Source organism: Shewanella maritima (assembly GCF_043643735.1).
Classification (GTDB): domain Bacteria; phylum Pseudomonadota; class Gammaproteobacteria; order Enterobacterales; family Shewanellaceae; genus Shewanella; species Shewanella maritima_A.
The window spans coordinates 178,327-202,926 of sequence record NZ_JBHZSM010000004.1 but is presented as its reverse complement, the minus strand read 5'-3'; the positions used below and the strand labels follow the sequence as shown (position 1 = coordinate 202,926).

At 40.3% G+C, this 24,600-nt stretch carries 23 protein-coding genes and 1 pseudogene; 14 read left to right on the top strand and 10 right to left on the bottom strand.

Features of this window, described 5'->3' with window-relative positions:
* Window positions 1-111: 111 nt before the first annotated feature.
* Entirely contained in the window at window positions 112-861 is a 750-nt protein-coding gene (locus tag ACHUGF_RS06835) for a TIGR00266 family protein (RefSeq protein ID WP_394130038.1), read from the top strand.
* Window positions 862-1,041: 180 nt separating this feature from the next.
* On the opposite strand, the pseudogene ACHUGF_RS06830 reads toward ACHUGF_RS06835, so the two are convergent.
* Both ACHUGF_RS06830 and ACHUGF_RS06825 read right to left on the bottom strand, forming a co-directional pair.
* Window positions 1,042-2,550: pseudogene (locus ACHUGF_RS06830) on the bottom strand (leucyl aminopeptidase family protein).
* A 314-nt stretch (window positions 2,551-2,864) separates the two neighbouring features.
* Window positions 2,865-3,290, bottom strand: a complete 426-nt coding sequence (locus ACHUGF_RS06825) for a YccF domain-containing protein (RefSeq protein ID WP_394130037.1) — start codon at window positions 3,288-3,290, stop codon at window positions 2,865-2,867.
* A gap of 184 nt (window positions 3,291-3,474) precedes the next feature.
* Between ACHUGF_RS06825 and ACHUGF_RS06820 the strand changes: the two genes are divergently transcribed.
* Entirely contained in the window at window positions 3,475-4,419 is a 945-nt protein-coding gene (locus tag ACHUGF_RS06820; protein WP_394130036.1) for a 1-aminocyclopropane-1-carboxylate deaminase/D-cysteine desulfhydrase, read from the top strand.
* Between the two features lie 154 nt (window positions 4,420-4,573).
* On the opposite strand, the gene ACHUGF_RS06815 is transcribed toward ACHUGF_RS06820, so the two are convergent.
* The 4 genes from ACHUGF_RS06815 to ACHUGF_RS06800 all read right to left on the bottom strand — a co-directional run bounded on the left by ACHUGF_RS06815 (window position 4,574) and on the right by ACHUGF_RS06800 (window position 7,466).
* Entirely contained in the window at window positions 4,574-4,747 is a 174-nt protein-coding gene (locus ACHUGF_RS06815) for a hypothetical protein (RefSeq protein ID WP_394130035.1), read from the bottom strand.
* A 727-nt stretch (window positions 4,748-5,474) separates the two neighbouring features.
* Window positions 5,475-6,152, bottom strand: coding sequence for a ChrR family anti-sigma-E factor (locus ACHUGF_RS06810; protein WP_394130034.1), 678 nt, complete (start codon window positions 6,150-6,152; stop codon window positions 5,475-5,477).
* Window positions 6,145-6,711 (bottom strand): sigma-70 family RNA polymerase sigma factor, encoded by a 567-nt coding sequence (locus ACHUGF_RS06805; protein WP_394130135.1) that lies wholly within the window; start codon window positions 6,709-6,711, stop codon window positions 6,145-6,147. The genes ACHUGF_RS06810 and ACHUGF_RS06805 overlap by 8 nt, the downstream gene beginning before the upstream one ends.
* 197 nt (window positions 6,712-6,908) lie before the next feature.
* Window positions 6,909-7,466, bottom strand: a complete 558-nt coding sequence (locus ACHUGF_RS06800) for an LON peptidase substrate-binding domain-containing protein (protein ID WP_394130134.1) — start codon at window positions 7,464-7,466, stop codon at window positions 6,909-6,911.
* Between the two features lie 191 nt (window positions 7,467-7,657).
* Between ACHUGF_RS06800 and ACHUGF_RS06795 the strand changes: the two genes are divergently transcribed.
* Window positions 7,658-8,602: a chemotaxis protein CheV gene (locus ACHUGF_RS06795; protein WP_394130033.1), complete on the top strand. Its 945-nt coding sequence runs from the start codon at window positions 7,658-7,660 to the stop codon at window positions 8,600-8,602.
* Between the two features lie 401 nt (window positions 8,603-9,003).
* Here the strand turns inward: ACHUGF_RS06795 and ACHUGF_RS06790 are convergent, their stop codons facing one another.
* Together ACHUGF_RS06790 and ACHUGF_RS06785 are read right to left on the bottom strand one after the other, a co-directional pair.
* A complete protein-coding gene (locus ACHUGF_RS06790) occupies window positions 9,004-9,657 on the bottom strand; it encodes a hypothetical protein (protein WP_394130032.1) in 654 nt (217 codons plus the stop codon).
* A gap of 118 nt (window positions 9,658-9,775) precedes the next feature.
* Window positions 9,776-10,135, bottom strand: coding sequence for a DUF2750 domain-containing protein (locus ACHUGF_RS06785; RefSeq protein WP_394130031.1), 360 nt, complete (start codon window positions 10,133-10,135; stop codon window positions 9,776-9,778).
* Between the two features lie 226 nt (window positions 10,136-10,361).
* Here ACHUGF_RS06785 and ACHUGF_RS06780 point away from each other — a divergent pair, with 226 nt between their 5' ends.
* The 6 genes from ACHUGF_RS06780 (at window position 10,362) to ACHUGF_RS06755 (ending at window position 16,646) form a co-directional block, all read left to right on the top strand.
* Window positions 10,362-11,570, top strand: a complete 1,209-nt coding sequence (locus tag ACHUGF_RS06780; protein WP_394130030.1) for a lytic murein transglycosylase — start codon at window positions 10,362-10,364, stop codon at window positions 11,568-11,570.
* A gap of 64 nt (window positions 11,571-11,634) precedes the next feature.
* On the top strand, window positions 11,635-12,117 hold the full coding sequence (locus ACHUGF_RS06775; protein WP_394130029.1) for an FKBP-type peptidyl-prolyl cis-trans isomerase: 483 nt from the start codon (window positions 11,635-11,637) through the stop codon (window positions 12,115-12,117).
* Window positions 12,118-12,187: 70 nt separating this feature from the next.
* Entirely contained in the window at window positions 12,188-12,415 is a 228-nt protein-coding gene (locus ACHUGF_RS06770) for a DUF3389 family protein (protein ID WP_394130028.1), read from the top strand.
* Between the two features lie 44 nt (window positions 12,416-12,459).
* Window positions 12,460-13,140: an alpha/beta hydrolase gene (locus ACHUGF_RS06765; protein ID WP_394130027.1), complete on the top strand. Its 681-nt coding sequence runs from the start codon at window positions 12,460-12,462 to the stop codon at window positions 13,138-13,140.
* Between the two features lie 819 nt (window positions 13,141-13,959).
* Window positions 13,960-15,861 (top strand): bifunctional metallophosphatase/5'-nucleotidase, encoded by a 1,902-nt coding sequence (locus tag ACHUGF_RS06760; RefSeq protein WP_394130026.1) that lies wholly within the window; start codon window positions 13,960-13,962, stop codon window positions 15,859-15,861.
* Window positions 15,862-16,193: 332 nt separating this feature from the next.
* A complete protein-coding gene (locus ACHUGF_RS06755; protein WP_394130025.1) occupies window positions 16,194-16,646 on the top strand; it encodes an Hsp20 family protein in 453 nt (150 codons plus the stop codon).
* Between the two features lie 64 nt (window positions 16,647-16,710).
* Here ACHUGF_RS06755 and soxR read toward each other — a convergent pair whose 3' ends face one another.
* Window positions 16,711-17,148 carry a redox-sensitive transcriptional activator SoxR gene (soxR, locus tag ACHUGF_RS06750; RefSeq protein ID WP_394130024.1) on the bottom strand — a complete coding sequence of 146 codons (438 nt, stop codon included), beginning with the start codon at window positions 17,146-17,148 and terminating at the stop codon, window positions 16,711-16,713.
* Between the two features lie 88 nt (window positions 17,149-17,236).
* On the opposite strand from soxR, the gene ACHUGF_RS06745 reads away from it, so the two are divergent.
* Complete coding sequence (locus tag ACHUGF_RS06745) at window positions 17,237-17,692, top strand: VOC family protein (protein WP_394130023.1); 456 nt, start codon at window positions 17,237-17,239, stop codon at window positions 17,690-17,692.
* A 60-nt stretch (window positions 17,693-17,752) separates the two neighbouring features.
* Here the strand turns inward: ACHUGF_RS06745 and ACHUGF_RS06740 are convergent, their stop codons facing one another.
* On the bottom strand, window positions 17,753-19,252 hold the full coding sequence (locus ACHUGF_RS06740) for a methyl-accepting chemotaxis protein (protein WP_394130022.1): 1,500 nt from the start codon (window positions 19,250-19,252) through the stop codon (window positions 17,753-17,755).
* Between the two features lie 483 nt (window positions 19,253-19,735).
* Here ACHUGF_RS06740 and pheS point away from each other — a divergent pair, with 483 nt between their 5' ends.
* The 4 genes from pheS (at window position 19,736) to lpxM (ending at window position 24,581) form a co-directional block, all read left to right on the top strand.
* Window positions 19,736-20,719, top strand: a complete 984-nt coding sequence (gene pheS / locus ACHUGF_RS06735) for a phenylalanine--tRNA ligase subunit alpha (RefSeq protein ID WP_394130021.1) — start codon at window positions 19,736-19,738, stop codon at window positions 20,717-20,719.
* A gap of 15 nt (window positions 20,720-20,734) precedes the next feature.
* Window positions 20,735-23,122, top strand: coding sequence for a phenylalanine--tRNA ligase subunit beta (pheT, locus tag ACHUGF_RS06730; RefSeq protein WP_394130020.1), 2,388 nt, complete (start codon window positions 20,735-20,737; stop codon window positions 23,120-23,122).
* A gap of 3 nt (window positions 23,123-23,125) precedes the next feature.
* Entirely contained in the window at window positions 23,126-23,425 is a 300-nt protein-coding gene (gene ihfA, locus ACHUGF_RS06725; RefSeq protein ID WP_394130019.1) for an integration host factor subunit alpha, read from the top strand.
* A gap of 202 nt (window positions 23,426-23,627) precedes the next feature.
* Window positions 23,628-24,581: a lauroyl-Kdo(2)-lipid IV(A) myristoyltransferase gene (lpxM, locus tag ACHUGF_RS06720; RefSeq protein ID WP_394130018.1), complete on the top strand. Its 954-nt coding sequence runs from the start codon at window positions 23,628-23,630 to the stop codon at window positions 24,579-24,581.
* Window positions 24,582-24,600: the final 19 nt, after the last annotated feature.

The window sequence follows — 24,600 nt, the reverse complement described above, 5'->3', positions numbered from 1 at the left end:
CACTCGCTAACTGTGGTTAGCTAGTGACAGTTTTTGATGAAATACTTAAAGTTAACCTAACATACGATACAGTGTGATAGCGATATGGAATACATAGTATAAGGAGCAGTTATGGCTAAGCAGTCTCATGAAGTGGACTATGAAATTATCGGTAATTCAATGCAGTTAGTCGAGGTGGAACTCGATCCTCAAGAGGCTGTTATAGCTGAAGCCGGAGCGATGAGTTACATCGAGCAGGACATTATCTTTGAAGCTAAGATGGGCGATGGCTCAGAAATGGAGTCAGGCTTTTTTGGTAAATTATTGGGAGCAGGTAAACGCGCACTGACTGGTGAAGGTTTATTTATGACCCACTTTACCAATGAAGGACATCAAAAGCGTAAAGTCGCGTTTGCTGCACCTAATCCAGGCACTATTCTAGCGATAGATTTATCCGAGTATGGCAACGAATTGATTTGCCAAAAAGATAGTTTTTTAGCCGCCGCTTTGGGTACGCAAGTATCAATGACGTTCAATCGTCGTTTAGGGGCAGGTTTTTTTGGTGGTGAAGGCTTTATTCTTCAAAGCTTGAAAGGTGACGGTAATGTGTTTGTGCATGCCGGTGGCACCTTGATTAAAAAAGAGCTGAATGGTGAAACCTTAAGGGTGGATACAGGCTGTTTAGTTGGTTTTACACCAGGTGTTGAATATGACATTGAGCGTTCCGGCTCGCTAAAATCCATGTTCTTTGGTGGTGAAGGGCTATTTTTGGCAACGTTAAGTGGCCACGGTACCGTTTGGTTACAAAGCTTACCTTTTTCACGTATGGCAGATAGAATTTTGTCCCAAGCACTACCTAATATGCACACTGAAAAAGGGTAACGATAAGGCCAGTTTACCTAGAATTTGTTTAGTGGTTATTCTGACTGGCTGAGTCAAAAATTCAGATGATGTAAAGATAAAAAGTCCTGAACTGAGTTCAGGACTTTTTCGTTCTCAGCACCGTCAGACTCAAAACGTGGCAATCGTCAATTTAGATCACCATTGATTAATTGATAGGTGTTATTGTTGTTGGTGTTGATTGAGTACCCACTCTGTTAACAACCTGACACCAAAACCTGTACCACCCACGGAGACTTCACCATTAGCTGAAGATGCAATAGCATTACCTGCCATGTCGATATGTAGCCAAGGAGTATCACCCACAAATTGCTGTAGGAAGGTGGCTGCCGTCGTGCCGCTTGGTCCGCCTTTACCCGTATTACGTAGGTCTGCGATAGGACTATCTAGCATTTCCTTGTAACCCAATGGTAAATGCCAGACTGGTTCGTTGACGATATCGCCAGCCGATTTAAACTCTGCAACTAGCTGCTCGTTATCACTGAAAACACCGGCCCATTTCGTGCCTAAGGCACGGTATTTTCCACCCGTTAGCGTCGCAATATCGACCAACACACTGGGTTCAAAATACTTGCGGGCATACCACATGCTGTCAGCTAGCACTAATCTACCTTCGGCATCTGTATGGGTAATTTCAACATTGAGACCTTCAGCAGTAGTGAGTACGTCGCCTGGGATAAATGACTTCTCTGACACCATGTTTTCTGCCATCCCCAATACAGCCACAACATTGACTTTAGCTTCCATTAACGCAAGGGCTTTAATGGTGCCTAACGCCGCAGCTGCGCCAGCCATGTCAGACTTCATATGAGTAATATGATCGCCTGTTTTAATTTGTATGCCGCCTGAGTCGAAAGTAATACCTTTACCAGCGATTGCAATAGGGGCGTTATCGCTACCTTTGTAGTGTGCAATAATCAGTCGCGAACCATCAACACTGCCTCGGCCCACCGCTTCTAATGCATTCATCCCTAGTTTTTTAATTTGTTTAGGTTCAAGCACTTTGATATCAACATCAAGTTTCTTCAGTTTTTTTGCATCTTTAACAAAATCTTTTGGTGACATCTATGTTGGGACTTCGTTGGTTAAGTCGCGTGCTAAAAAGATGCCTGACTGAATGTGTTCAAGATTGCCATAGGCTGATTCGGTAAGTTTGATATCTGCTACATCAAATGTGTAACTTTTTGCTTGGTGCTTTTCTTGTTTGTATTTGTCAAAGTTATACGAGCGAAGATTGATACCATGGGCAATATAAGATGCCTGAGTTGCATCTAAGTGCTCTGCAGCAAGGGAAACATTGGCTATGGTGTTCGCGTTTAGCTTACCGGCGATATTACCGCCAAGTTCAGTTAACTCTGCTTTGCTAAGAGGCTTATCACCTAAACCTACGACAAGAACACGGTCAAAACTCAGCTGATTCGGTGCGATGACCTCTACGAAAGAATTGAAACTAGCATCAAATTTGTTGGCAGAAATCGCACGTGTGAGCTGTCCATTGGTTTGGTTGTCATAATCTTTAAAACCTGTAGTTTTGCCATCACTTTTGAATAGGACAAGGGTATCAGATTGTTCGTTGATTTTATTAGTAAAATGAAAGGTCTCTGCTAAGGCTGTTTGACTGAACGATAGGGCAATCAGTGCCGTTGATAGCATACTTCTTTTGACATTCATTAAGGGCTTCCTGTTGTTATTGTTTGTATTGTTGCGGTGAATATAACGATTAATGAATAGCAATGTAAAACATTTGCTGAAATTTAACGATAGCGTTAATTCTCAATTAATATTATGGGTATGAAATGGGAAATTGCTTGTGATGTATGGCGTTGTATTTTAGCTATGGTCTGTAGATTAAATGGTCTGTAGATTAAATGGTCTGTAGATTTAATGGTTTGTCGGTTATATAGCTTGCAGACTATATGGCCTGAAAACACAGGCCATATTACTGAAGCCAAGGTCATTTAAGGAGTGAATTCTTAAGTTAACCCTTAACTGCGGTGAAGTTGCTCGTCTTTGTTGACGATGGTTTGTCCAATTGGCGTTAAACTCAATAATGCCAGTTTAAGATGCTGTATGGCAAATGGAATACCGATGATAGTCACAAAACAAGCTAAAGCAGATGCCAAGTGACCTATTGCTAACCAAATTCCCAGAAATAAAAACCAGACAATGTTACCTATCAAGCCAAAGGTTCCTGTACCTAAGTCTTCTACGCCCTTAAAGGTTTTACGATTAACACTTTCCTGACCGAAGGGCCAAAATGTCATTTCACCAATAACAAAACATGCACGGCCAAATGGAATACCAATAATACTAATGAAACATAAAATGCCGGCTAACCACCAAGCAAGTCCCATGATAAAACCACCCATCACAAACCAAGCAATATTAAATACTAGTCGTAAAATACTCATAATCTTCCTTTAAGTTACTAAGTTAGGTGAATAAATGCTATTTCCATGCCAAAACTTAAATTATTGTTTTTATTGTGTATTAACCTAGGTTGGCTATGTCGCAATGCTGCGGTTTACTAAATGTGAGTGAAAAATCTTATCAAGTAGTTAAAATGACAATTCAGATCCAATACCTACGTGGCGTATGTTTTCAGTCAGTCCTGTTCAAACTATTACATTTTGCGATACGCAGATTTTTATCAAGCGAGATGATTTACTCAGTGAATCATTCAGTGGTAATAAAGCGCGCAAATTTTATCACTTTCTAATCAATGAGTTTGATGACGTGAAGCTCGTGGTTGGTAGTGGCTCTGTACAAGCTAACTCTTTGTATTCTTTATCAGCACTGGCAAAGTTGAAGGGTTGGTCACTGGATTTCTATGTCAATCATATTCCTAGCTTGCTGAAAACTCATCCACAAGGTAACTACCATGCAGCATTGGATAATGGTGCCAATATTATCGAAATCGATTCTGAACAACTTGCTTTGCCAGATATGCCAAACCTTGATGATAAAGTGCAGCTGATTGTGCAACAGCAGTATCCACATTTATCCTCTGAGCAATTATTACACGTGCCCGAAGGAGGCCGCTGCCAATACGCAAAAACGGGCATAGATGAGTTAGGTAAAGAACTGCTGCAATGGGCAATGGAACAGGAGTTAGATAAGTTTGACGTGTTTTTACCTTCTGGCACAGGCACCACAAGCTTGTACTTACAGCAATATTTTGCTGAGTCAGAAATTAATGTCCAAGTTCGTGTTCTGACATGTAGTACTGTGGGTGGCGATGACTATCTTATTAAGCAATTTGCCATGTTATCAAGTCGACCTGAGTATTATCCCACTATCATTTCAGATGGACGAAAATATCATTTTGGTAAGCTTTATCGCCAATGTTATGAAATGTGGCAACGCCTTGGTAAGACTGGTATTGAGTTTGAATTATTGTATGACCCAATTGGGTTCATTGTGCTAGAGCATTATTTATCAAATAGACAAGATGACACTGCCATTGTGTATATCCACCAAGGTGGGATTAAGGGGAATGAGACTATGCTACCTCGATATCAACGTAAGTTTGATAAGTAGCGTGTATATTACTGTTGAATAAACGTGTGTTGAAAGTGGTGTCTTTAAAGGATTATCTGCTGCTCTGTTTTAATAAACGTCGGTGTGTGAGAGGAAGTACCGTGAAATGCGTTTATTACGAAACAGAGCAAGAGAAGGGGTAAAACTAATATCGTTATTTGTTTTTAGAAACTAGCCACTTTAAAAATGACAATGCTTCAGTACGTTTTGCAAACGTGGTTTTTGTTTTGCCATTACCGTCAGTAAAGGCGATTGAGTTTTTATTTGATGAAATAGAGTCAACAGGGAAGTTCACTTCAATTTCATGTCCATTAATGTTGTATGACATAGGCCACACTCCTTTTTTATAGATCACCCTAAAGTGATGATGTTATTACAATAAATATCCTTAGCGTATCGCTGCAGAAAATGTCGTTCAAATTACGTTAACGTATTCATGTTACTCTTGGCAAGCGTTGTAACGTATTAATTTTAAATGTGAAGTACTTTTAATCATGACTTCAACTTCATACGTTGGGTTAATTTGCCATTTGTGATTTCATCAACCAAATGCTTTGTCTGATGACCACTTTTACAGTGTCATTTATACAGTGCCATTCAATTACAACAGTTGAATGTGACAGTGACATTAAGCTTGGATAAAACTTAATTGACACAGGCTATGATGGCTGTGTCATGTACCTATCTAGTGAGGCTGTTAGTGATGATATCAGATATTTAAAGTCATAAAGTGACTAGGGAAATACCTGCTATGGATCTGGGCTCAGTTGTGAAAATTGCGCAGATTTATCAAATAACGGTCAGTAGAACCAATACAAGAAAATACGTGCTTGAAGAAAATGTTTAAGTAGGAAGTAATACAGACAAATGATGTGTAGACTAACTGGGGTGTAAACAAAATATCAAGATAACAAAATTTGCACGAATTGTACGCAGCATTGATTGTGATTGCAAGCTTGTTGGTTAAGTTATCAAAATCGATAACATAACCAACGAGATAGCTATATATATATAGTTTTACTAAAATATGTATCTAACAAACCTTAAGATTAAGCTTAATAAATAAGTTCACCTATGGGGTTTAGCAATTTACTCATCCCTTTTGTGAAATACAATGGTGCATCCACAACGGTATAACACAGGCAGCCTTTCATAGTTTTGGGACTGTGTTCATGTTCGCTATTAAGCAGCATAAAATCACCCGGGCCATATGTATTAAATTCATCACTGAACTCACCGGCTAACAGTAACGTCAACTCTGTGCCTTTATGAGTGTGTTGTGGAATTTCCCCTTTAGCTTCTATATGCAGTAAACTCGCTCTAGCTTGCGGCTCGCCAGTATCTAATCTTGCTCGACTGACTTTGCCAATACCTTGCCAATTACTGAGCGATTGTTGATTAAATGCGCTTGGTAAACTGTATTGCTCACCTTTTACTGATATCAGTTGATGCTCAGTGCTTCGTTGTTGAAATTCTGGCATGTTATCTAATTCAGATAACATATTTGACAGTAAATCATTGAGTGCTTGCTCATCCTCGTTTAATGGCATTGACGGGGCATTATTGCTATCGTCCATAGCTTGTTCGGAAGCTTTAACGGTTATCGACTCAATCATTTGGCGACATTGAGGGCAAAAATCAGCATGGGCAGATAACGCAATGGATAATGATAAAGGCAGTTGACCATTTGCATGAAGCGTAAGCATACTTTCATCTGGATGGAAATTAATCATGATGTGGCTCCATATAACTTTTCAACTTTTGCAATCCTAACCTTAAACGAGATTTGACTGTGCCTATCGGGATATTCAGTTTGTCAGCTAACTCTTGTTGGGTCAGCTCCTGCAAATAAATGCCTTTAACTACTTGTTTTTGCTGTAATGGTAATTCATCTAAGTGCTGTAATAATGAATCAGAAAGTAAGAAATCTGTGTCATCATCTTGCGCTTGTTCAGATTCAATCATTGGCCATATATCGTCACCAAATGCATCTTCACGGTTATGCTGTACTTTGCGTAACATATCAAAACACTGATTACGCATGATTGTGAACACCCAGGTGGTTACAGCTGCTTTTTCAGGGCGATATAAGTGAGCTTTGGTCCAAACACGACTCATTGTTTCTTGTACAAGATCCATCGCTAAACCTTGCTGGTTTAGCCTTTGATTACCAAATGCATTAATTTTAGGTGCTAGCATTGCAAACAGTTGAGAGAAAGCTCGTTTGTCTCTATGGTTTGCAATACGATCCATTAAAGCTGCAAGCTGCTCGTGATTATCTGTGGGGTTCATGGTACGCCTTTGTGTTGCTAGCTTACCTTTATCATAACCACTTTGTTCAGGATGTACTTGATTTATTTCCATTAAGCGCACCATAAATTCCATTGATGAAGACTGTGTAATGTTAGTTACGTGAAAGCCTATACAAAAACTAATACTTGCCGTTGTTGAATCATACGTAGCAATATCCGTTCAAGTTCACTTTGCCATTAGCTTTTTATGATGTCGCTGAGCACTTCCAGGGCAACCTTATGATTTTCTTGGTTTATGCACTGAAATTTCTGTTGTACTTCTATAGGGATGACTTCTAACCACCGTTGGCATACCCAGCTAATATCATCAAATTGCTTGTCTTGATAAAATGCTTGCTGTTTAGGGTAATGCTCAAGCAGTTGCTTGAGGGTATTACTGAGTACAGTTTCACTTTCCCTCGTTGTATCGACTTGCTGAGTTGGCCAGTCATCCAGTAATTGAACCTGTCCTCGTTTGAGCCCGTCTTCTTCTTTGCTAATATCAATAAGTTTGAATTTTGACTTTCCTTCAATAGAGATCCCAAGTAGCCCATCCTCTAACATATCGAAATCAACTATTTGGCACATGGTGCCTATAGGTAATAGCTGTTTATTGTCTATCATGCATAACCCAAAGCCGACTCCACTTTTGAGCGTTTCGGTCACAAGTCTTTTGTATCGTGGTTCAAATATCCGCAGTTGGCTATAACCTTGAGGCAATAGACAAATAGGTAATGGAAATAATGGGATTGTGATTGTGTTCATGGATACTTCTTCATTAATCAATTCATAATAAGATACGGCTATTGACATAAAATTGATCTGTTTATATAGAATTCAAATAAATTAAATGTATTAGTTAAGAAGTGGATAACTGACTAAAGGACGAAATAAATCTATAATTTAACTCAAGCTTGTCAACAGAATAACAATAATGGAAGTGACATATGAGTAATGTATTAAGCACAGTAGATCAACGTACTCAATTGGTGGGGGAAAACCGTCTTGAACTGCTACTTTTTAGGATTAACTCGACTCAGTTATTTGCCATTAATGTTTTTAAAATCAAAGAGGTTGTTGCAATGCCTCATCTTAGTGACATGCCTGGTAGTAACCCTAATATCGCAGGTGTTGCTAACATAAGAGGTACATCCATTCCCGTTATTAACCTTCGCGGGGCTATTGGCTTTCCGCCAATGAAAACCACAGATGGGTGTAACCTCATCATTACTGAGTACAATCGCAGTATTCAAGGCTTTTTAGTGGGCAAAGTAGAGCATATTGTTAATATGACTTGGGGCGACATCATGCCGCCACCGAAAACGGCTGGTAGTCATAATTATCTGACAGCCATTACTAAAATTGAAGAACAGGGCGTGCAGCAGTTAGTATCAATTATTGACGTTGAAAAGGTGTTAGCAGAAATAATTGAATACGATGTGAGCTTGTCTGAAGGAGTCTTAGATTCAGATTTGTTACCTCAACTTCAAGGCAGAAAAATATTAGTGGTTGATGACTCATCTACCGCACGAAAACAAGTTCGTGAAACGTTAGCACCGTTAGGTATTGAAATTATTGAAGCGTCCGATGGTCTGCAAGCGCTTAACCTACTAAAAAAATGGCAACATGACGGTATAACAATAACAGATGAATTGTTAATGATGATCACTGATGCTGAGATGCCTGAAATGGATGGCTACAAACTCACTTCTGAAGTACGCAACGACCCGCAAATGGCTGATTTATATATTACATTGAACACATCTTTAAGTGGTAGTTTTAATAATGCCATGGTTGAGAAGGTAGGCTGTAATAAGTTTATTTCAAAATTCCAACCCGATTTGTTAGTTGAAGTGGTACAAGAAAGGCTAAAAGGGCTTTTAGCGGAGTAGCACCACTTAACTAAGTTACATTAACAACTGACATTAATCATTAGACAAAACAACAAGTCACCTTATAAAAAGGTGGTTTGTGAATACACGTGCTCGTCAGCTGTTAAAAATACCTGTTAAGCTCAACGAGTTTAATAGTGGGTCATATGTCCTGCCTCATTATTTGACAACATCCTCGACATGATTACTCAGCTCGTATGTGCAGCCTTCAAAACGGACTTCTGCGATTTGATCTGTGTGTTGCTAATTATTCTTCATAACCAAGAATTACTAAACATCATTAAGATAAATCAATATCTATAGTGTTTCTGAAGCATAAAAGAAGTGTAAAAAGGGGGAAGTTTGACAGAAAATGGCTGTATTGCAGGCATTGTCGGTAATGATTTTGAACAATATGGCAATCATTCAAGATTATCTTGCTCTGCAATTAATTCTTGAATGATTTTTTGTTGCATGGTGTTTGTCACGCCAATATTTAGTCTTGCCAACTTCACAGCTTTGGAAAACCCTTGCTTACCTAAGATGGTTACTAACTGACGTAAGAAATGCTCAGAAATATGAAGTGTTTTGGCATAGTGTTCAATGGCTTTTGTCAGGGAAGGGAATTCAATGCCATCAAATTCAAAGCGTTGTAAATTGTAACTATCTTGATTGTCCAGCAATTGTTGATTAATACTGATTGACCAGCCTTGAAAGTTCATGCGTTCTTTTGCGATGGTAAACATCATCCAAGCACTTTTCTTAAACCCTTCGAGTGCTTTACAACTAAACTCAGAATCTTTGAGTTCTTGTTCAGTCCAGTTATGACCAATTGCCAAATGTTTGTGGTATTTTTTGGCTAATTCATCTTTTACAGCCGCTCGACAATCCCAAATGGATGTTAGCAGGTGTTTATTGGCAAATCGTTTGCATTCACTGCAGGCGGGTAATTGCATCGATGGATGAGGAGTGTGCTTAACACGATAATAAACAAATAAATCATTACTCGGCTCATTACAGAACCAACAGCAGTGTCGATGATCAAATGGAATATCAATAATCGGCGGAAATGACATAGCAGTATGTTTTAGCTGAAGTGAGTCTGTAGAGGTTTGTAGTTAACAGCACCCAAATGCCTTTTTATAGACTGGGTGCTATCTACTTTTACTATGAGAAAATAGCTAACTGTAGCGATTACTCTTCTTCTACATCAACGAGCTCTTTAGCTATTTCAACGGGCTCTAGCTCAAGACATTCTTCTTCAGCTTCCCAGTCGATCCCAACTAACACGCCATCTTCGTTTAGATCGCCTACCCAGAACTCGAGGAAATCAGCTAAGGTAATCGCCGTAACATGGTAGTCTGCCCATTCATCTGAACAGTGAGATTTTGCAGCTGCTTGTGTTGACCAAAGCGGCATGACATCCGTTTCTTCAAATTGTGCAGAATCACACACAACCCATCCTTCACCACTTTCGTCTTGTAGACCCCAGAGGATTTGGTTTTCTTTAATGTTAGTTACGAAGTTTTCTGTAATTGTTGAAGACTGAGTCATGTTGGTCTCGATTGCTTATAATATAGTGGCCACATTATACGGTATGCGACTAGAAAAACAGTAATTAATGTGAATTTAAAATGAATTGTATATAGACCAGAGTATGTCTCAGGTTAATTACTGGATTTCATGTTTAAATGGCCTAAAATTAATCATTCTACACTTGTGTCGCTGTGCGCTATGCGTCACGATGTGTGACACTGTTTTCTGACATAAGTATTGTTTTATGCTGAGTATAACGCGTTCTCCTTTTTATGTTTCTGCCTTATTTTTATCGTGTTTATCGACCAGTTTTGTTGTTCATGCCAATCCACAAGAATTCGATCAATGTGTGGTGCAGTTAAAAGATAAAGCCAAGCAAGCGGGTATTTCGCAACAGACGATTGATACTAGTGTGGCTAATTTAAAGTTTGTTCCTCGTGTTATTGAATTAGATCAACAGCAACCCGAATTTACCACCACTTTTGGCGATTACTTTGGTAAGCGCGTGACCGATTGGCGCGTACAAAAAGGGCGACAATTATTACAAGAGCATCGTGAATTACTTAATGATTTAACTAAGCAATACGGTGTGCCAGGGCAATATATCGTGTCATTTTGGGGGTTAGAGACCAACTATGGCAGTTATAAAGGCAAAATGCCGGTATTAGATTCATTGGCAACATTAGCGTGTAATCCAAGACGGGCCACTTATTTTACCAATGAGCTTATTCAAGCACTCAAGTTAAAAGAAAAGTACCAATTCTCAGATGAAAAAATGGTCGGTTCATGGGCTGGTGCCATGGGGCACACGCAATTTATGCCAACCAATTACGCTAAGTATGCGGTTGATGGAAACGGTGATGGTAAGGCTGATTTATGGGACAGCACTGAAGATGCACTAACATCTGCCGCAAACTTCTTACAACAACTTGGTTGGAAAGCAAATGAGCGCTGGGGGCGTGAGGTTATCTTGCCTAAAGATTATGACTTTACTTACCTTGGTAGCAAAAATAAGCAACCATTAACGAAATGGGCTGAGTTACAAGTGACTCAGGCAAATGGCCAGCCGCTATCAACACCGGATATGCAGGCCGCGTTGTATTTACCTTCTGGTCATGCCGGGCCAGCATTTTTAGGTTATAGCAACTTTGATGTAATTATGCGTTGGAACCGCTCAGAATTCTATGCTATTGCTGTCGGAAATCTAGCGGATCGCATAAACGGTGCAGCGCCATTGACACAAACACCACCTAAGCATCAGCGCTTGTCTCGTAAACAAGTGAAGCAATTACAAGTTGCCTTGAACGACAAAGGCTTTGATGTGGGTAAACCTGATGGTGTGTTAGGGCGAAATTCCATTGCTGGTTTACAAGATTACCAGCGCAGCCAGGGCCTGACTGCAGATGGTTTTCCAGATGAAGCTACCTTCAAATCCCTTGGCGTGAAATATTAATACTCTCTAGATTGGTGTTTTAGCTTCTGCTAAGCTTGCGCCAATTTTAATGATAGGAAGCAACATGAAAATCACTGATGATATGGTGGTACAGTTCAATTACACCCTGCGTGATGAGCAAGGTGAGCAACTAGAAACCAATGTAGATCAAGACCCAATTGCGTATTTACATGGCCATGACAATATGATGCCAGGTATCGAAGATGCGATTAATGGTAGAGAAGTTGGTGAAAGCTTTAGTGTGACACCAGCTGCAAAGGATACTTATGGTGAGCGCCATGAAGGTGCTGAACAACGCGTATCTGTTAAGCATTTATCTGGTGCTAAAGTGTGGAAACCTGGTATGAGTGCCATCGTGAATACGGAACAAGGTCAACGCCAAGTTACCGTCGTCAAGGTAGGTAAATTCATGGCAACGATTGATATCAATCACCCATTAGCAGGGCGAGAGCTGACATTCGATATCGAAATCGTTAATGCACGTGAAGCAACGGATGAAGAAATCGCACATGGTCATGCTCATGGTGTTGGCGGCCATAACCATTAGTTAATCTAAGAAATCATCCCAACTTGGTTTCAAGTTGGGATTTTTTGTGGACAAAATTCGGAAGTAAATAATGGTTATTACATTTGCCAAAGGCAAATTAATTGTTACCCAGCATGAAGTGCAATGCCGCATTACCAGTAATGCCATAGTCATGCAGGCCGCCGTTGAAGATTTGCAATGTTATCGTCAAGGCAATGTGCTTATTGCTGATGCAGGGTCAACACTTTGGAGTATCGCATTAGATAACGCTGAACAATTAGAACAAGTTATAGCTGAAACAGGCATAGAAGCACAATAGCAAGTCTGTTTCGATAGCAAGCAAGAACATACAAAGGATGAACAATGTCTTCTACGCAACAATTACCCGATAGAATTATTGTCGAACCCAACAATGCAGCGACATCATGCGTAGTTTGGTTACATGGGTTAGGCGACTCTGGTGCAGGTTTTGCTCCAGTTGTGCCGGTACTTGGTTTACCCGAGGATCATGCCACCCGTTTTATTTTCCCTCATGCACCAGAACAAGCCGTAACCATTAATGGTGGTTTTGTGATGCGTTCATGGTATGACATCAAAAGTATGGATATTAATGGCCGTGCTTATATGCCTGATTTACTAGCATCTGAAAAGATCGTAAAAGGCATCTTAAATGAGCAGATATCCGCAGGGATCCCAGCTGATAAAATCATTTTAGCGGGCTTTAGTCAGGGCGGTGTGATGAGCTTATTCACAGGTTTACGTTTTGAACAAAAGCTTGCAGGGATCATGGGGCTATCGTGTTATCTAGCCACTGGTGAAGCATTGCCTGAGCAATTGGCTGATTCAAATAAAAACACGCCAATTTTGCAGCACCATGGTTCACAAGATGAAGTTGTGCCAGTTCAAGCTGGACAAATGGCTTATAGCACACTTAAGCAAGCCGGTTATCAGACTCATTGGCAAACTTATCCAATGGGGCACAGCGTGTTACCAGCACAGCTTCAAACAATTGGTCAGTGGATAACAGCGCGTTTAGCTCAATAGTTAAATTTAAAATTAGCTACCAGAACTTACATGTCAAAGTGTACGAGACAATGCATGCAACTTAATATTGCATGCATTTTTTATTTTATCATTCCGTGAAAAATACCCGCTTAATTGCAGTATCTATATTTCAATTTGAATTGTCTTTTTGGTCCATCTCATTTGGTAGCCCTTAAGTTGTTAAGCGATGGCATTGGATAACACTGTTTACGCTATTACAGTGAATAGTTATGTTGTTCTAGATAAATCGATAAGCAACACAAAGCTTTATTTGTCGATGTGTGGCTTTAATATAACCTATGTAAACAAGTCAAATATTAGTCTTAGCGCTGTACAAAATGTTAACAATTAGATGTTTTACAGCATGACACGACCTGTTGGTTGGATAAAAATACCCACAAACACGCACTTTCAATCCTTTTAAAAGTTGATCTAGTTCACTGTTTAGCATTTTTACAAGCTGAAAAGTAAATATGGATTTACATTAAATTTGACGCGCTTGTTCTGAAAATAAAATACTGTCGCCGATTTCTCTTTCAGTGTAACTAATTAATAAATCGCATATTTTGGGTGTGTTGCATGCAACTATTCCCATCAGACGTTTAAATCTGTTTGTGCCTGTTCGTTATAGTGAAATATTTTTTCACTAACCCACTGTTATATAACAATTAAATAATTACTTTTTTTAATTAAAACGAAACATTAAAGGTTAATGATTTGATAGCATGTTGCGCGTTAGGGGAATTTGTTTGTGCTTTTTAGCTTAAACAGATCGCCATTAACAATATTGATAAAAAAATATAATTAGGGGTCGACGGAATGAATAAAATATTAATTAAAGGGTTAGTGGCAAGTGCGGTTATTGCTGCATTAACGGGTTGTAATAGTAGTGACGATGATATTAGTAAGTTTGATTTAACTATCGCACATGTGAACGACACTCACTCAAGCTTTGATGCCGGTTCATTAGATTTTACCGCTCAAGTTAACGAAGCAGACTTTGATGTTCGTGCATCTGTTGGTGGTTACCCAAGAATGGCAACGGCACTTAAAGCTGCTCGCACCATGGCAGAGGAAGCCAACAAACCATTTTTAGCGCTTCACGGTGGTGATGCATTCCAAGGCTCTTTGTACTTCAACGTACTCAAAGGTCAGGGTAATGCTGAGTTATTAAGCCAAATGTACATTGATGCAATGGCAATTGGTAACCACGAATTTGATTTAGGTAACGAGCCACTGATCAACTTTGCTGAAAACGTTAACTTTCCACTGTTAGCTGCAAACATGGATACAAGCAATGATGCTGCCATGGATGCGGTTGAAAACATCATGGCGTACACCATTAAAGAATTCGATGGTGAAAAGGTTGGTATTTTTGGTCTTGTATTAGAAGACTTAGAAAACATCTCATCACCAGGTGAAGATTTAAGCTTCAGTGAAGAAGTGATAGCTGCACAAGAAACGGTAAACATACTTGAAGGTATGGGTATCGATAAAGTCGTCATGGTGAGTCACATTGGTCTTGATCGCGATATTCGTATTGCTGAAAGCGTCAATGGCGTTGACGTGATTGTAGGTGGCCACTCTCACACTTTATTAGGTGATTTCAACAACCTTGGTCGCGGTGAAACTAGCACTAGTTACGCTGAAATGTTCACTAATCCAAATGGCGATACTAAAACATGTATTGTACAAGCGGGTGACTTAGCTCAAGCAGTTGGTCAAGTAGATATCAGTTTTGAAAACGGCAAAGTAGTGAGCTGTGCTGGTAACAATACTCTGCTAATTGATAACGACTTTGAGCACAAGTATGACGGTGATAACCGTGAACCATTAACTGATGCAGACCAAGCAGCAACTGAAACCTTTGTCTCTGGTGAAGATAATATTGCTATCACAGACGAAGATGCTGCTCTGCGTACTAAAATTGACGAAGAATATAAGCCGTTAATTGAAGAGTTTGAAGGTAAAGTTATTGGTCAGGTATTTGATGCCAATGACCCAGTAGACACTGGTATGTTAGATCATGTTCGTATTCCTGGTCTAAGCCGTGGCGGTGCATCACTACCTATGACGGGTAGCGAAGCAGGTGCACAGGTAGCTGCATCTATGGTGTGGAAGCTAAACCAGCAAGGTTATGGCGTTGATATGGCGATCACCAATAATGGTGGTGTACGTGACAACATTACCGCGGGTGCTGAAGGCTTAACTGCAGGTTACATCATTGGTTCATTACTGTATTTCAACAATGAACTAGCTGTTGTTACCTTAAAGGGTGAAGACGTTAAGCAGTTATTGGAAGATACCATTAACTATTCAATGACGACCTCTAGTGGTGCTTTCCCAACGATGGCCAATATTCAGTTTACCTTTAACGGTAAAGCTGTCGTTGGCGAGCAAATTGAAGATCTGCAAATCTGTCCTCAAGGTGTTGCGGCGGGTAACTGTACTGATCTAGAAATGGATTCCATCTATAAGATTGCGACTAATGCTTACATTGCTGGTGGTAAAGACGGCTATGATATCTTTGCAACTAAGAATCAGTCTGAAACGATTAAGTCTGGCTTTATTGATAACGAATCTATGATTGAATATGTAGAAGCGTTAGATGCTGATGGTAAGAAGTTAGAAGAAATCCCAACGGGTTTAACTTTCATCGTGCCTGATAGCTATGCTGATAAACTCGATAACCCAGTATTAAAACCTGAAGATAACCAATAATCTATAGTTTTTGGTAAACGCAAAAGCGTGACTAAAATTGAAGCTGCGTGAACATGACATTTATTTAGTCGTGGTCATGCAGCTTTTTTTATTGTTTAAATCAATTTAATTTCAAGTGGTTATGTAAATCTTTCAAAATTTTTATTAAATAATTAACCCCTCACCCTTGATAACCCAAATAGCGTCCTCATATCTAGTTATGTAGCAGGAACACTTAATGAAATGCTCGATTGAGGTTTCACGTTCTTCCTACCCATTGCGCCGAAAGGGCAATGCTCAAACTGCCAATAATGGCTAATTTTTTACATATTGCTTAACACAAGGATATGAACATGCGTCAATTAAATATCAACCCAGATCTAACTCCACTATTTCGTAGCGCAATTGGTTTTGACCGATTAGCTAGAATGGCTGAACACGCTGCTAATAAGAGCAATAACGCTTCCGGTTATCCTCCATATAATATTGAATTGTTAGGTGAAAACCGCTACCGCATCACTATGGCCGTCGCTGGCTTTGCTATGTCAGAGCTTGAAATCACTTCTGAAGGTGAAAAGCTGCTAGTGAAGGGCACTAAACCCAACAAAAAAGATGAGCGCACATACTTACATCAAGGTATTGCTGAGCGCGGCTTCGAAAGAACATTCCAACTCGCTGAACACGTTGAAGTGGTGGGTGCTGAGCTAGAAAATGGCTTATTGAATGTTGATTTGGTTCGAGAAATTCCAGAAGCAATGAAACCAAGAAAAATTGAAATCACTAATACAAAGGTAATTGAAAGCTAACCTTTACACGTTTCATTGTACCTCTTCCTGTTTGCCTAGTGCGTTGCGCTAGGCTTTTTTGTTTCTATATTAGTAGTACCGCACCAGCCCCTTTTGTCGAGAGTTGATCATCAGCGTTATACATTGGGCAATTTGTCATTGATAAACACCCACAACCAATACAACCCTCTAATGAATCTTTCAATTGCGTGAGTTTATCTATGCGTTGTTGCAGTTTTTGCTGCCATTGGCTAGAAAGGTTTGCCCAATCATGTTTAGTGGGTGTTCTATTTTCCGGTAGACTGGCAAAAGCTTGATTAATTTCATCTAGGCTAACGCCCAATTTTTGCGCCACTTTAATGATTGCCACACGTCTTAGTACTTGACGTTGGTAACGCCTTTGATTGCCTTGATTACGCAGGGAGCGAATTAAGCCTTTTTGTTCATAAAAGTGCAAGGTGGACACATTAACACCACAGCGTTTAGCAACTTTGCCAACAGATAACTCAAATGGTTCCAGCATAAAATCCTCAAAAAATGTCAAAAAGTACTTTACCTCAAGTTAGCTTGAGGTTGTAACTTATGTCAAACATTCAAAGGGAGTAAGAAACATGCGTTTAGAACATTTAAATATAGTCGTGAAAGAGCTAAAACCGACCATCAACTTTTATCAAGCAGCATTTCCTCATTGGAAAATACGCGGTGGCGGAGTCGGCGAATGGCATGGTGTGTGGCGTCGTTGGGTACATTTTGGCGATGATTATACTTACCTGTCACTGAACGATAATGGCAAAAACCAAAATAGGGATAATAAGGGTTATGATGTGGGCTTGTCGCACTTAGCTTTTGTAGTAGATGATATTCAGTCATTAATGGTGCGAATGCAGCAAGCTGGCTATCCTATAGCGATCGATGGCAAAGGCGATCCATCATATAAAAGTGTGTACTACCTAGACCCAGATGGCTATGAAGTTGAGTTCTTACAATATTTCACTGATATACCTGATGAGCGAAATGAATATGAGCCTTTTGATGAAACTTTGTTTAGTGACATCATTACTCAGTAGTAACCATAAAAAAACGCCATCATAGGATGGCGTTTAAACTTGTAAATGATGCAATTAATACTAGAGTTTAAGGCCAACTAACAGTTCATCTAACTTTTCTGCCGTTGTATGTAACTCATCACAACCCGTGACAGATTGCGTTGCCGACTGTTCCACATCGTGTGATTGATTTCTAATTTCCATCAAATTAGTGGCAATTTCATTTGCTACGGCAGATTGCTCTTCAGCCGAAGTGGCAATCAGTACTGACATATCAAACACTTTACTACTGTGGTGGGCAATATTGGATAAATCCTCACCAGTTTGAAGTACATGTTTTTTACCTTCTTCTGCTTGCTCAACCGTGTGTGCCATGACTTGAGTTAGATTCTGAGTGCCAGATTGTAGCTCTTCAATCATTGACTTAATTTCAACTGTGGCAGACTGAGTACGGCCAGCAAGAGTACGAACTTCATCAGCCACAACAGCAAAGCCGCGACCTTGTTCACCCGCTCGGGCAGCTTCAATAGCAGCATTTAATGCAAGTAAGTTGGTTTGTTCAGAAATGGCATTGATAGTGGTGACGACATCGTCAATTTTACTGGCATTATCGTTGAGTACTGAAACTGCATGAGCTGCATCTTCAATTTCATTTGAAAGCACATCAATAGCATGCACAGTGGTTTCAATGTCTTTTGACCCTGCAGCGACTTGATTATTGGCTTCTTGTGTTTCATCTGACGATTGATCAGCATTACGGGCAACTTCTTTCACTGCTGCGGTCATTTCTTCCATTGCAGTTGCCAAAGAGTCTAAATGCTGACGTTGGTTTACCGCTAAGGATTGACCTTCTTGCGCATTATTTCTGAAGTTCAATACTACATTACGGATCTGATCGGTGGCATGTGTAATTTGTTTTACTAAGTTATGTTGGCGCTCGACAAGTTTATCAATGCTGATAGCCAATATACTGAACTCATCTTTAACTTCAAAAAAGTTTAAGCGTCCTGTGAGATCACCATCTGCAGCACGCTTCAATGCCGTGACAGTAGTGTATAAAGCACCGCCGACAAAGGTTGAGATATAGTATGCAAAGGCAAATAAAACCAGCAACAACACAATCATCAAACCATATGCATAGTGAGAAGCATTACTATCATTATTGAGCTGTTTAAGGTCAACACGTGACACTAACACTTGGTCAAACTTGTTAATTTGGCTCACAACGGTTGCATTACTGCCATTAATCACAATCCCGCCACCTTGACGAGCTGCAGTTGCCACATCTCGAGCAACACTATTAATCGAGACTAATTGTGCATTGCTACTCTGTGCTACTTTTTGTTTGGTTACGTCATCAACATTTTCTAAAGCCGATTCGATTACCTTAACCGAAGCATTGTTAGCCGTTAATGTGCCGAGTAAACGTGCTTGTTGCGAATTGGATTGGTGTTCAGTATTTAAAAATAAGGTTAATCCAATAATCATAATCATTGGAACAACCGCTAAAATGGTGAATTTTGTCTTCAGGGTCATGTGGATAAGATATTGATCTATCCAGCGAAATTTAACTTCTCTCATTAGTGCCTCTTTTTTGTTGGCTTATTATTGCCACTCTATCTATTGTTTTTATCGGTATGCATAAACAGATCTTTAATGAATATTTAACTACTTAAACCCAGAGTGAAAATTCAAAATAGCGCTGCAGGCAAGCCTCTATGCAAGTTACGATAGTTGCAATTTGTGAACGTAAACTAATAGTCACCGTTATTTTACAATTGCATTACTTATGGGGCCAGCATTAGTTCGCAAAATAAATTAATAAATTTCCCTCAGAGAACAGTGTGCCCATTAATAATTAGACATTAGCTGCCAAATAGTCATAAAAATCAGCAGTCATCACTAGCAATATGTTGTCTGCTAACGTAAAATTTCTCTCTTTTGTTTTAAACCTAAAATTGGCAAGCCAAGTTGAAAGTGTGGCGCTGTCAATCATGTGTCTAATACTTAGATAACGCTTAGACGAACAGACGCATTCAATCGAAAAATGCAGTGGAAAATATAATGCAACAGTTAACTGAGATCGTAGAACAAGCCTTAGAGGTCATCGAGAAGGCACGTGATCTAAAGGCATTGGATGATATCCGTGTCGACTACCTTGGTAAGAAAGGTAAGATCACCGACATGATGAAAATGATGGGCAAATTAAGCCCTGAAGAAAAGCCAGCATTTGGTCAAGCAGTAAACCAAGCTAAGCAAAGCGTTCAAAAACAGTTATCTGAAAAGATAGAAGGCTTAAAAGCCGCTGAATTAGAAGCTAAGCTAGCCGCTGAGCAAATTGATGTCACTTTGCCCGGTAAAACCCTAGAAATTGGCGGTTTACACCCAGTTACTCGTACGATTGAACGTATTGAAACTTTCTTTGGTGAGTTAGGCTTTAGCGTTAAGGAAGGACCGGAAATCGAAGATGATTTCCATAACTTTGACGCGCTGAATATTTCTGAGCATCACCCAGCACGTGCAGATCACGATACGTTCTACTTTAATCCAAAAGTGATGTTACGAACTCAAACCTCTGGCGTACAAATTCGTACCATGGAGCACGAGCAACCGCCTTTACGTATTATCTCTCCTGGTCGCGTATACCGTAATGATTACGATCAAACTCATACACCGATGTTCCATCAGGTAGAAGGGTTAATGGTTGCCGAAAACGTTAACTTTGCTGAACTGAAAGGTATTCTGCACGATTTCTTACGCAACTTCTTTGAAGAAGATTTACAAGTGCGCTTCCGTCCATCTTATTTCCCGTTCACTGAGCCATCTGCTGAAGTTGACGTAATGGGTAAAAACGGTAAGTGGTTAGAAGTATTAGGCTGCGGTATGGTACACCCGAATGTATTGCGCAGTGTGGGCATAGACCCTGAGAAATACTCTGGTTTTGCTTTTGGTATGGGCGTTGAGCGTTTAACCATGTTGCGCTATGGCGTGAATGATTTACGTGCCTTTTTTGAAAACGATTTACGTTTCCTCAAGCAATTCAAATAACGGAGCAATAGACAGATGAAATTTAGCGAATCTTGGCTTCGTGAATGGGTTAACCCATCAGTAAGTCGTGAAGAATTATCACACCAAATTACCATGGCTGGTCTTGAAGTAGACGCAGTCGATGGCGTTGCTGCAGAATTTAGCGGTGTTGTGGTTGGTGAAGTGGTTGAATGTGGTCAACACCCAGATGCTGACAAATTACGCGTGACCAAAATTAACGTTGGCGAAGATGAATTAATCGACATCGTGTGTGGTGCGCCAAACTGCCGCCAAGGCTTAAAGGTTGCTGTTGCTATGGTAGGCGCTGTGCTACCGGGTGACTTTAAAATTAAGAAAGCCAAATTACGTGGTCAACCCTCGTTTGGTATGTTGTGTTCATACGGTGAACTCGGTATTGATATCGAGAGCGATGGCATTATTGAGTTACCGCTTGATGCACCAATCGGTAAAAGTGTCCGCGAATATCTAGATTTAGATGATGCCATCATCGATGTGGACCTAACGGCTAACCGTGCAGATTGCTTAGGCATGGTCGGTTTAGCACGTGAAGTGGGTGTACTTAACCGCCATGCTGTGACAGCGCCAAGCTGGGAAGCTGTCGATGCATCTATTGATGCACCGGTATCTATCAAGGTTGAAGCTCCTCAAGCTTGTCCACGTTACCTAGGGCGTGTGGTGAAGAATGTTGATGTTACAGCGATAACACCACTTTGGATGCAAGAGAAATTACGCCGTAGTGGTATTCGTTCAATCGATCCGATTGTTGATATCACCAACTATGTATTGATTGAGTTTGGTCAGCCAATGCACGCGTTCGACTTAGCGACCTTAAATGGTGGCATTACTGTGCGTATGGCAAATGGTGAAGAAAAGCTCACATTACTCGATGGCAATGAGATCACTGTACCAAGCGACACTTTAGTCATTGCTGATGACAAACAACCGGTTGCGTTAGCGGGCGTATTTGGTGGCGAAGCGACAGGTGTAAACAGTAGTACTAAAGATATCCTACTAGAGTGTGCGTTCTTTGCACCATTGGCTATCTTAGGCAAAGCGCGACGTTTAGGCTTACACACAGATTCATCACACCGTTTTGAACGTGGCGTTGACCCACAGCTACAACATAAGGTCATGGACCGTGCGACACGTCTTGTACTTGATATCTGCGGTGGTGAAGCAGGGCAAGTGGTTGAAGCTGTATCAGAAGCTGATTTACCCAAAGCGGCCAATATCACTTTACGTCGTAGTAAACTCGATCGCACATTAGGGCACCATATTCCTGATAGTGACGTGACTGAAATCCTGCAGCGTTTAGGGTTTGAAGTTGCAACCGACGGTAATGTGTGGAACGTTACAACAGCCACATACCGTTTTGACATGGCTATCGAAGAAGACTTAATTGAAGAAGTCGCGCGTATATACGGTTACAACAATATTCCTAATATTGCGCCAGTTGCTTCATTGAATATGTCTGATCACAAAGAAGCAGACATGCCACTTAAGCGAGTGCGCGACTTATTGGTCGCGCGTGGGTTCCAAGAAGCGATTACTTACAGCTTTGTCGATCCTAAGTTGCAAGCACAGGTTCACCCTGAGCAAGAAGCAATGGTATTGCCAAATCCTATTTCGGTAGAAATGTCGGCCATGCGTTTATCGATGTTTACCGGTTTATTGTCTGCAGTAGGAAATAACCAAAGCCGTCAGCAAGGTCGTGTACGTCTTTTTGAGACAGGTTTACGCTTTGTTCCTGATACACAAGCAGATTCTGGCGTACGTCAACAAGCGATGCTTGGTGCCGTGATTTCAGGTAACCAAAACGACGAACATTGGTCAATGGAGTCAAAAACTGTCGACTTCTTTGATTTAAAAGGTGATTTAGAATCAATTATCGGCTTGACAGCAGCGGATTCTGAATTTACTTTTAAAGCAGCAACGCATCCGGCGTTACATCCGGGGCAATGTGCTGAAATATTGAGAGAAAATCGAGTCATTGGTCACATTGGTGCTGTACATCCAAAGTTGGAAAAGCCATTTGGCCTAAATGGTAAAACTATTGTTTTTGAGTTAGAACTAGACGCATTATTGCATTCTAGTTTACCGCTAGCCCAGACTGTATCTAAGTTTCCTGCAAATCGACGTGATATCGCAGTTGTTGTAGATGAAAATATTTCTGCAACAGATGTTATGAATTTGATAAGAAAAGTTGGCGAAAATCAGTTGGTTGGCTTAAACTTGTTCGATGTATATCAAGGTAAAGGTGTAGAGCCGGGCAAAAAGAGCCTCGCAATCGCACTTACATTACAAGACACTACTCGAACCCTTGAGGAGAAAGATATTACTGAAACAATGGATTCAGTAATTTCTGCCCTTAAGAACGAGTTCAACGCATCGTTGAGGGATTAAAGTATGGCACTTACCAAAGCCGAAATGGCAGAGCATCTTTTTGAAACACTTGGCATCAATAAGCGAGTAGCCAAAGAGATGGTTGAGACGTTTTTTGAAGAAATTCGTGAAGCACTCGAAAGTGGTGAGCAGGTCAAGTTATCTGGCTTTGGCAACTTTGACCTTAGGGACAAGAATCAAAGACCGGGACGGAACCCAAAAACTGGTGAAGATATTCCTATTTCGGCGCGCCGCGTAGTGACTTTCCGTCCAGGACAGAAGTTAAAATCACGTGTAGAAGCAGCTAACGCTAATAAGAAATAGTTCACTTTTTAAATAGTTACGCTATTTAAGCAATGAAAGAGCGGCTCAGAAATGAGTGGCTCTTTTTTGTCTTTTGTTCACTTACTAAGCATTGGGCTAGATGGTTGGATAATTTCTGGTTGTCTGAGGTTAAAACTCGTTTTGCTCAGTGTGGATAATTGATAAACTTCTGCATATCTATTTAGGTTTGGAGCAATGTTCTTTGACCAATAAAACTAAAAAACGTACCAGTAAGCATTTTGATAGACGCTTTAAAAAACAACTTTTACACCCAAAGCATTGGGGGACATGGTTAGTTGTTGGTTTGTTGTTTATATTTGGTCTTATGCCAGCGTGGTTGAGAGATCCTATTGCCCGCGCTTTGTCATGGATTGTGTTAAAAATAGCTAAAAAGCCATTGCATGTAGCAAAGGTCAATATTAGTCATTGTTTTCCTGATAAATCGTCTGAGCAAGTTGAAGAGCTGTTAAGAGACAACGTTGATAATTTTGTCATCGCGTTGTTGTCACAGGCTGAGTTGGCTATTCGCTCAAATGCTCACATTAAACGTCGTGTACAGTTACATGGTTTTGAACATGTTCAAGCTGCCAGAGAGGCTGGACAACCCATTATTTTCATCATGCCCCATGTGTGGCCAATCGATTACGCTGGTCTTAGATTAAACATTGAAATCCCAATGGTAACTATGGCTAAAGCGCATAAGAATGAGTTATTCAACTGGTTTAGTAATAGGTTGCGCAGTTCTCAAGGTGGTCGGGTTTATATGCGTGAAGCCGGTATCCGTTCGTTAATTAGCGAGCTTAAACAAGACAATAGTTTCTTTTACCTTCCCGATGAAGATCTTGGTCGTGAACAAAGTGTGTTTGCGCCATTTCTTGGTACAGAAAAAGCAACATTACCTGTAGTAGGGCGCTTAGCTCAAGCGGGAAATGCCCAAGTATTGCCAGTGTCCATTGGTTATGATCAAGCAAAGCAACATTTCAATTTAACTGTGTTACCAGCCGTTGACCCCGATTCAATGAAAGGCAAAGAAAACGAAGCGTTAGCATTGAATAAAATTGTGGAGCAGGTGATATTAGCTTATCCAGAACAGTATATGTGGTTCTTGCGTTTGTTAAGAACACGCAGAAACCCTGATGAAGATATTTATCAATAAAGCTTAATACTTTCATTTA

Coding starts and splice junctions, on each gene's coding strand:
- ACHUGF_RS06835 (WP_394130038.1), top strand. CDS start 112: ATGGCTAAGCAGTCTCATGAAGTGGACTATGAAATTATCGGTAATTCA.
- ACHUGF_RS06825 (WP_394130037.1), bottom strand. CDS start 3,290: ATGAGTATTTTACGACTAGTATTTAATATTGCTTGGTTTGTGATGGGT.
- ACHUGF_RS06820 (WP_394130036.1), top strand. CDS start 3,475: ATGTTTTCAGTCAGTCCTGTTCAAACTATTACATTTTGCGATACGCAG.
- ACHUGF_RS06815 (WP_394130035.1), bottom strand. CDS start 4,747: ATGTCATACAACATTAATGGACATGAAATTGAAGTGAACTTCCCTGTT.
- ACHUGF_RS06810 (WP_394130034.1), bottom strand. CDS start 6,152: ATGATTAATTTCCATCCAGATGAAAGTATGCTTACGCTTCATGCAAAT.
- ACHUGF_RS06805 (WP_394130135.1), bottom strand. CDS start 6,711: ATGAACCCCACAGATAATCACGAGCAGCTTGCAGCTTTAATGGATCGT.
- ACHUGF_RS06795 (WP_394130033.1), top strand. CDS start 7,658: ATGAGTAATGTATTAAGCACAGTAGATCAACGTACTCAATTGGTGGGG.
- ACHUGF_RS06790 (WP_394130032.1), bottom strand. CDS start 9,657: ATGTCATTTCCGCCGATTATTGATATTCCATTTGATCATCGACACTGC.
- ACHUGF_RS06785 (WP_394130031.1), bottom strand. CDS start 10,135: ATGACTCAGTCTTCAACAATTACAGAAAACTTCGTAACTAACATTAAA.
- ACHUGF_RS06780 (WP_394130030.1), top strand. CDS start 10,362: ATGCTGAGTATAACGCGTTCTCCTTTTTATGTTTCTGCCTTATTTTTA.
- ACHUGF_RS06775 (WP_394130029.1), top strand. CDS start 11,635: ATGAAAATCACTGATGATATGGTGGTACAGTTCAATTACACCCTGCGT.
- ACHUGF_RS06770 (WP_394130028.1), top strand. CDS start 12,188: ATGGTTATTACATTTGCCAAAGGCAAATTAATTGTTACCCAGCATGAA.
- ACHUGF_RS06765 (WP_394130027.1), top strand. CDS start 12,460: ATGTCTTCTACGCAACAATTACCCGATAGAATTATTGTCGAACCCAAC.
- ACHUGF_RS06760 (WP_394130026.1), top strand. CDS start 13,960: ATGAATAAAATATTAATTAAAGGGTTAGTGGCAAGTGCGGTTATTGCT.
- ACHUGF_RS06755 (WP_394130025.1), top strand. CDS start 16,194: ATGCGTCAATTAAATATCAACCCAGATCTAACTCCACTATTTCGTAGC.
- soxR (WP_394130024.1), bottom strand. CDS start 17,148: ATGCTGGAACCATTTGAGTTATCTGTTGGCAAAGTTGCTAAACGCTGT.
- ACHUGF_RS06745 (WP_394130023.1), top strand. CDS start 17,237: ATGCGTTTAGAACATTTAAATATAGTCGTGAAAGAGCTAAAACCGACC.
- ACHUGF_RS06740 (WP_394130022.1), bottom strand. CDS start 19,252: ATGAGAGAAGTTAAATTTCGCTGGATAGATCAATATCTTATCCACATG.
- pheS (WP_394130021.1), top strand. CDS start 19,736: ATGCAACAGTTAACTGAGATCGTAGAACAAGCCTTAGAGGTCATCGAG.
- pheT (WP_394130020.1), top strand. CDS start 20,735: ATGAAATTTAGCGAATCTTGGCTTCGTGAATGGGTTAACCCATCAGTA.
- ihfA (WP_394130019.1), top strand. CDS start 23,126: ATGGCACTTACCAAAGCCGAAATGGCAGAGCATCTTTTTGAAACACTT.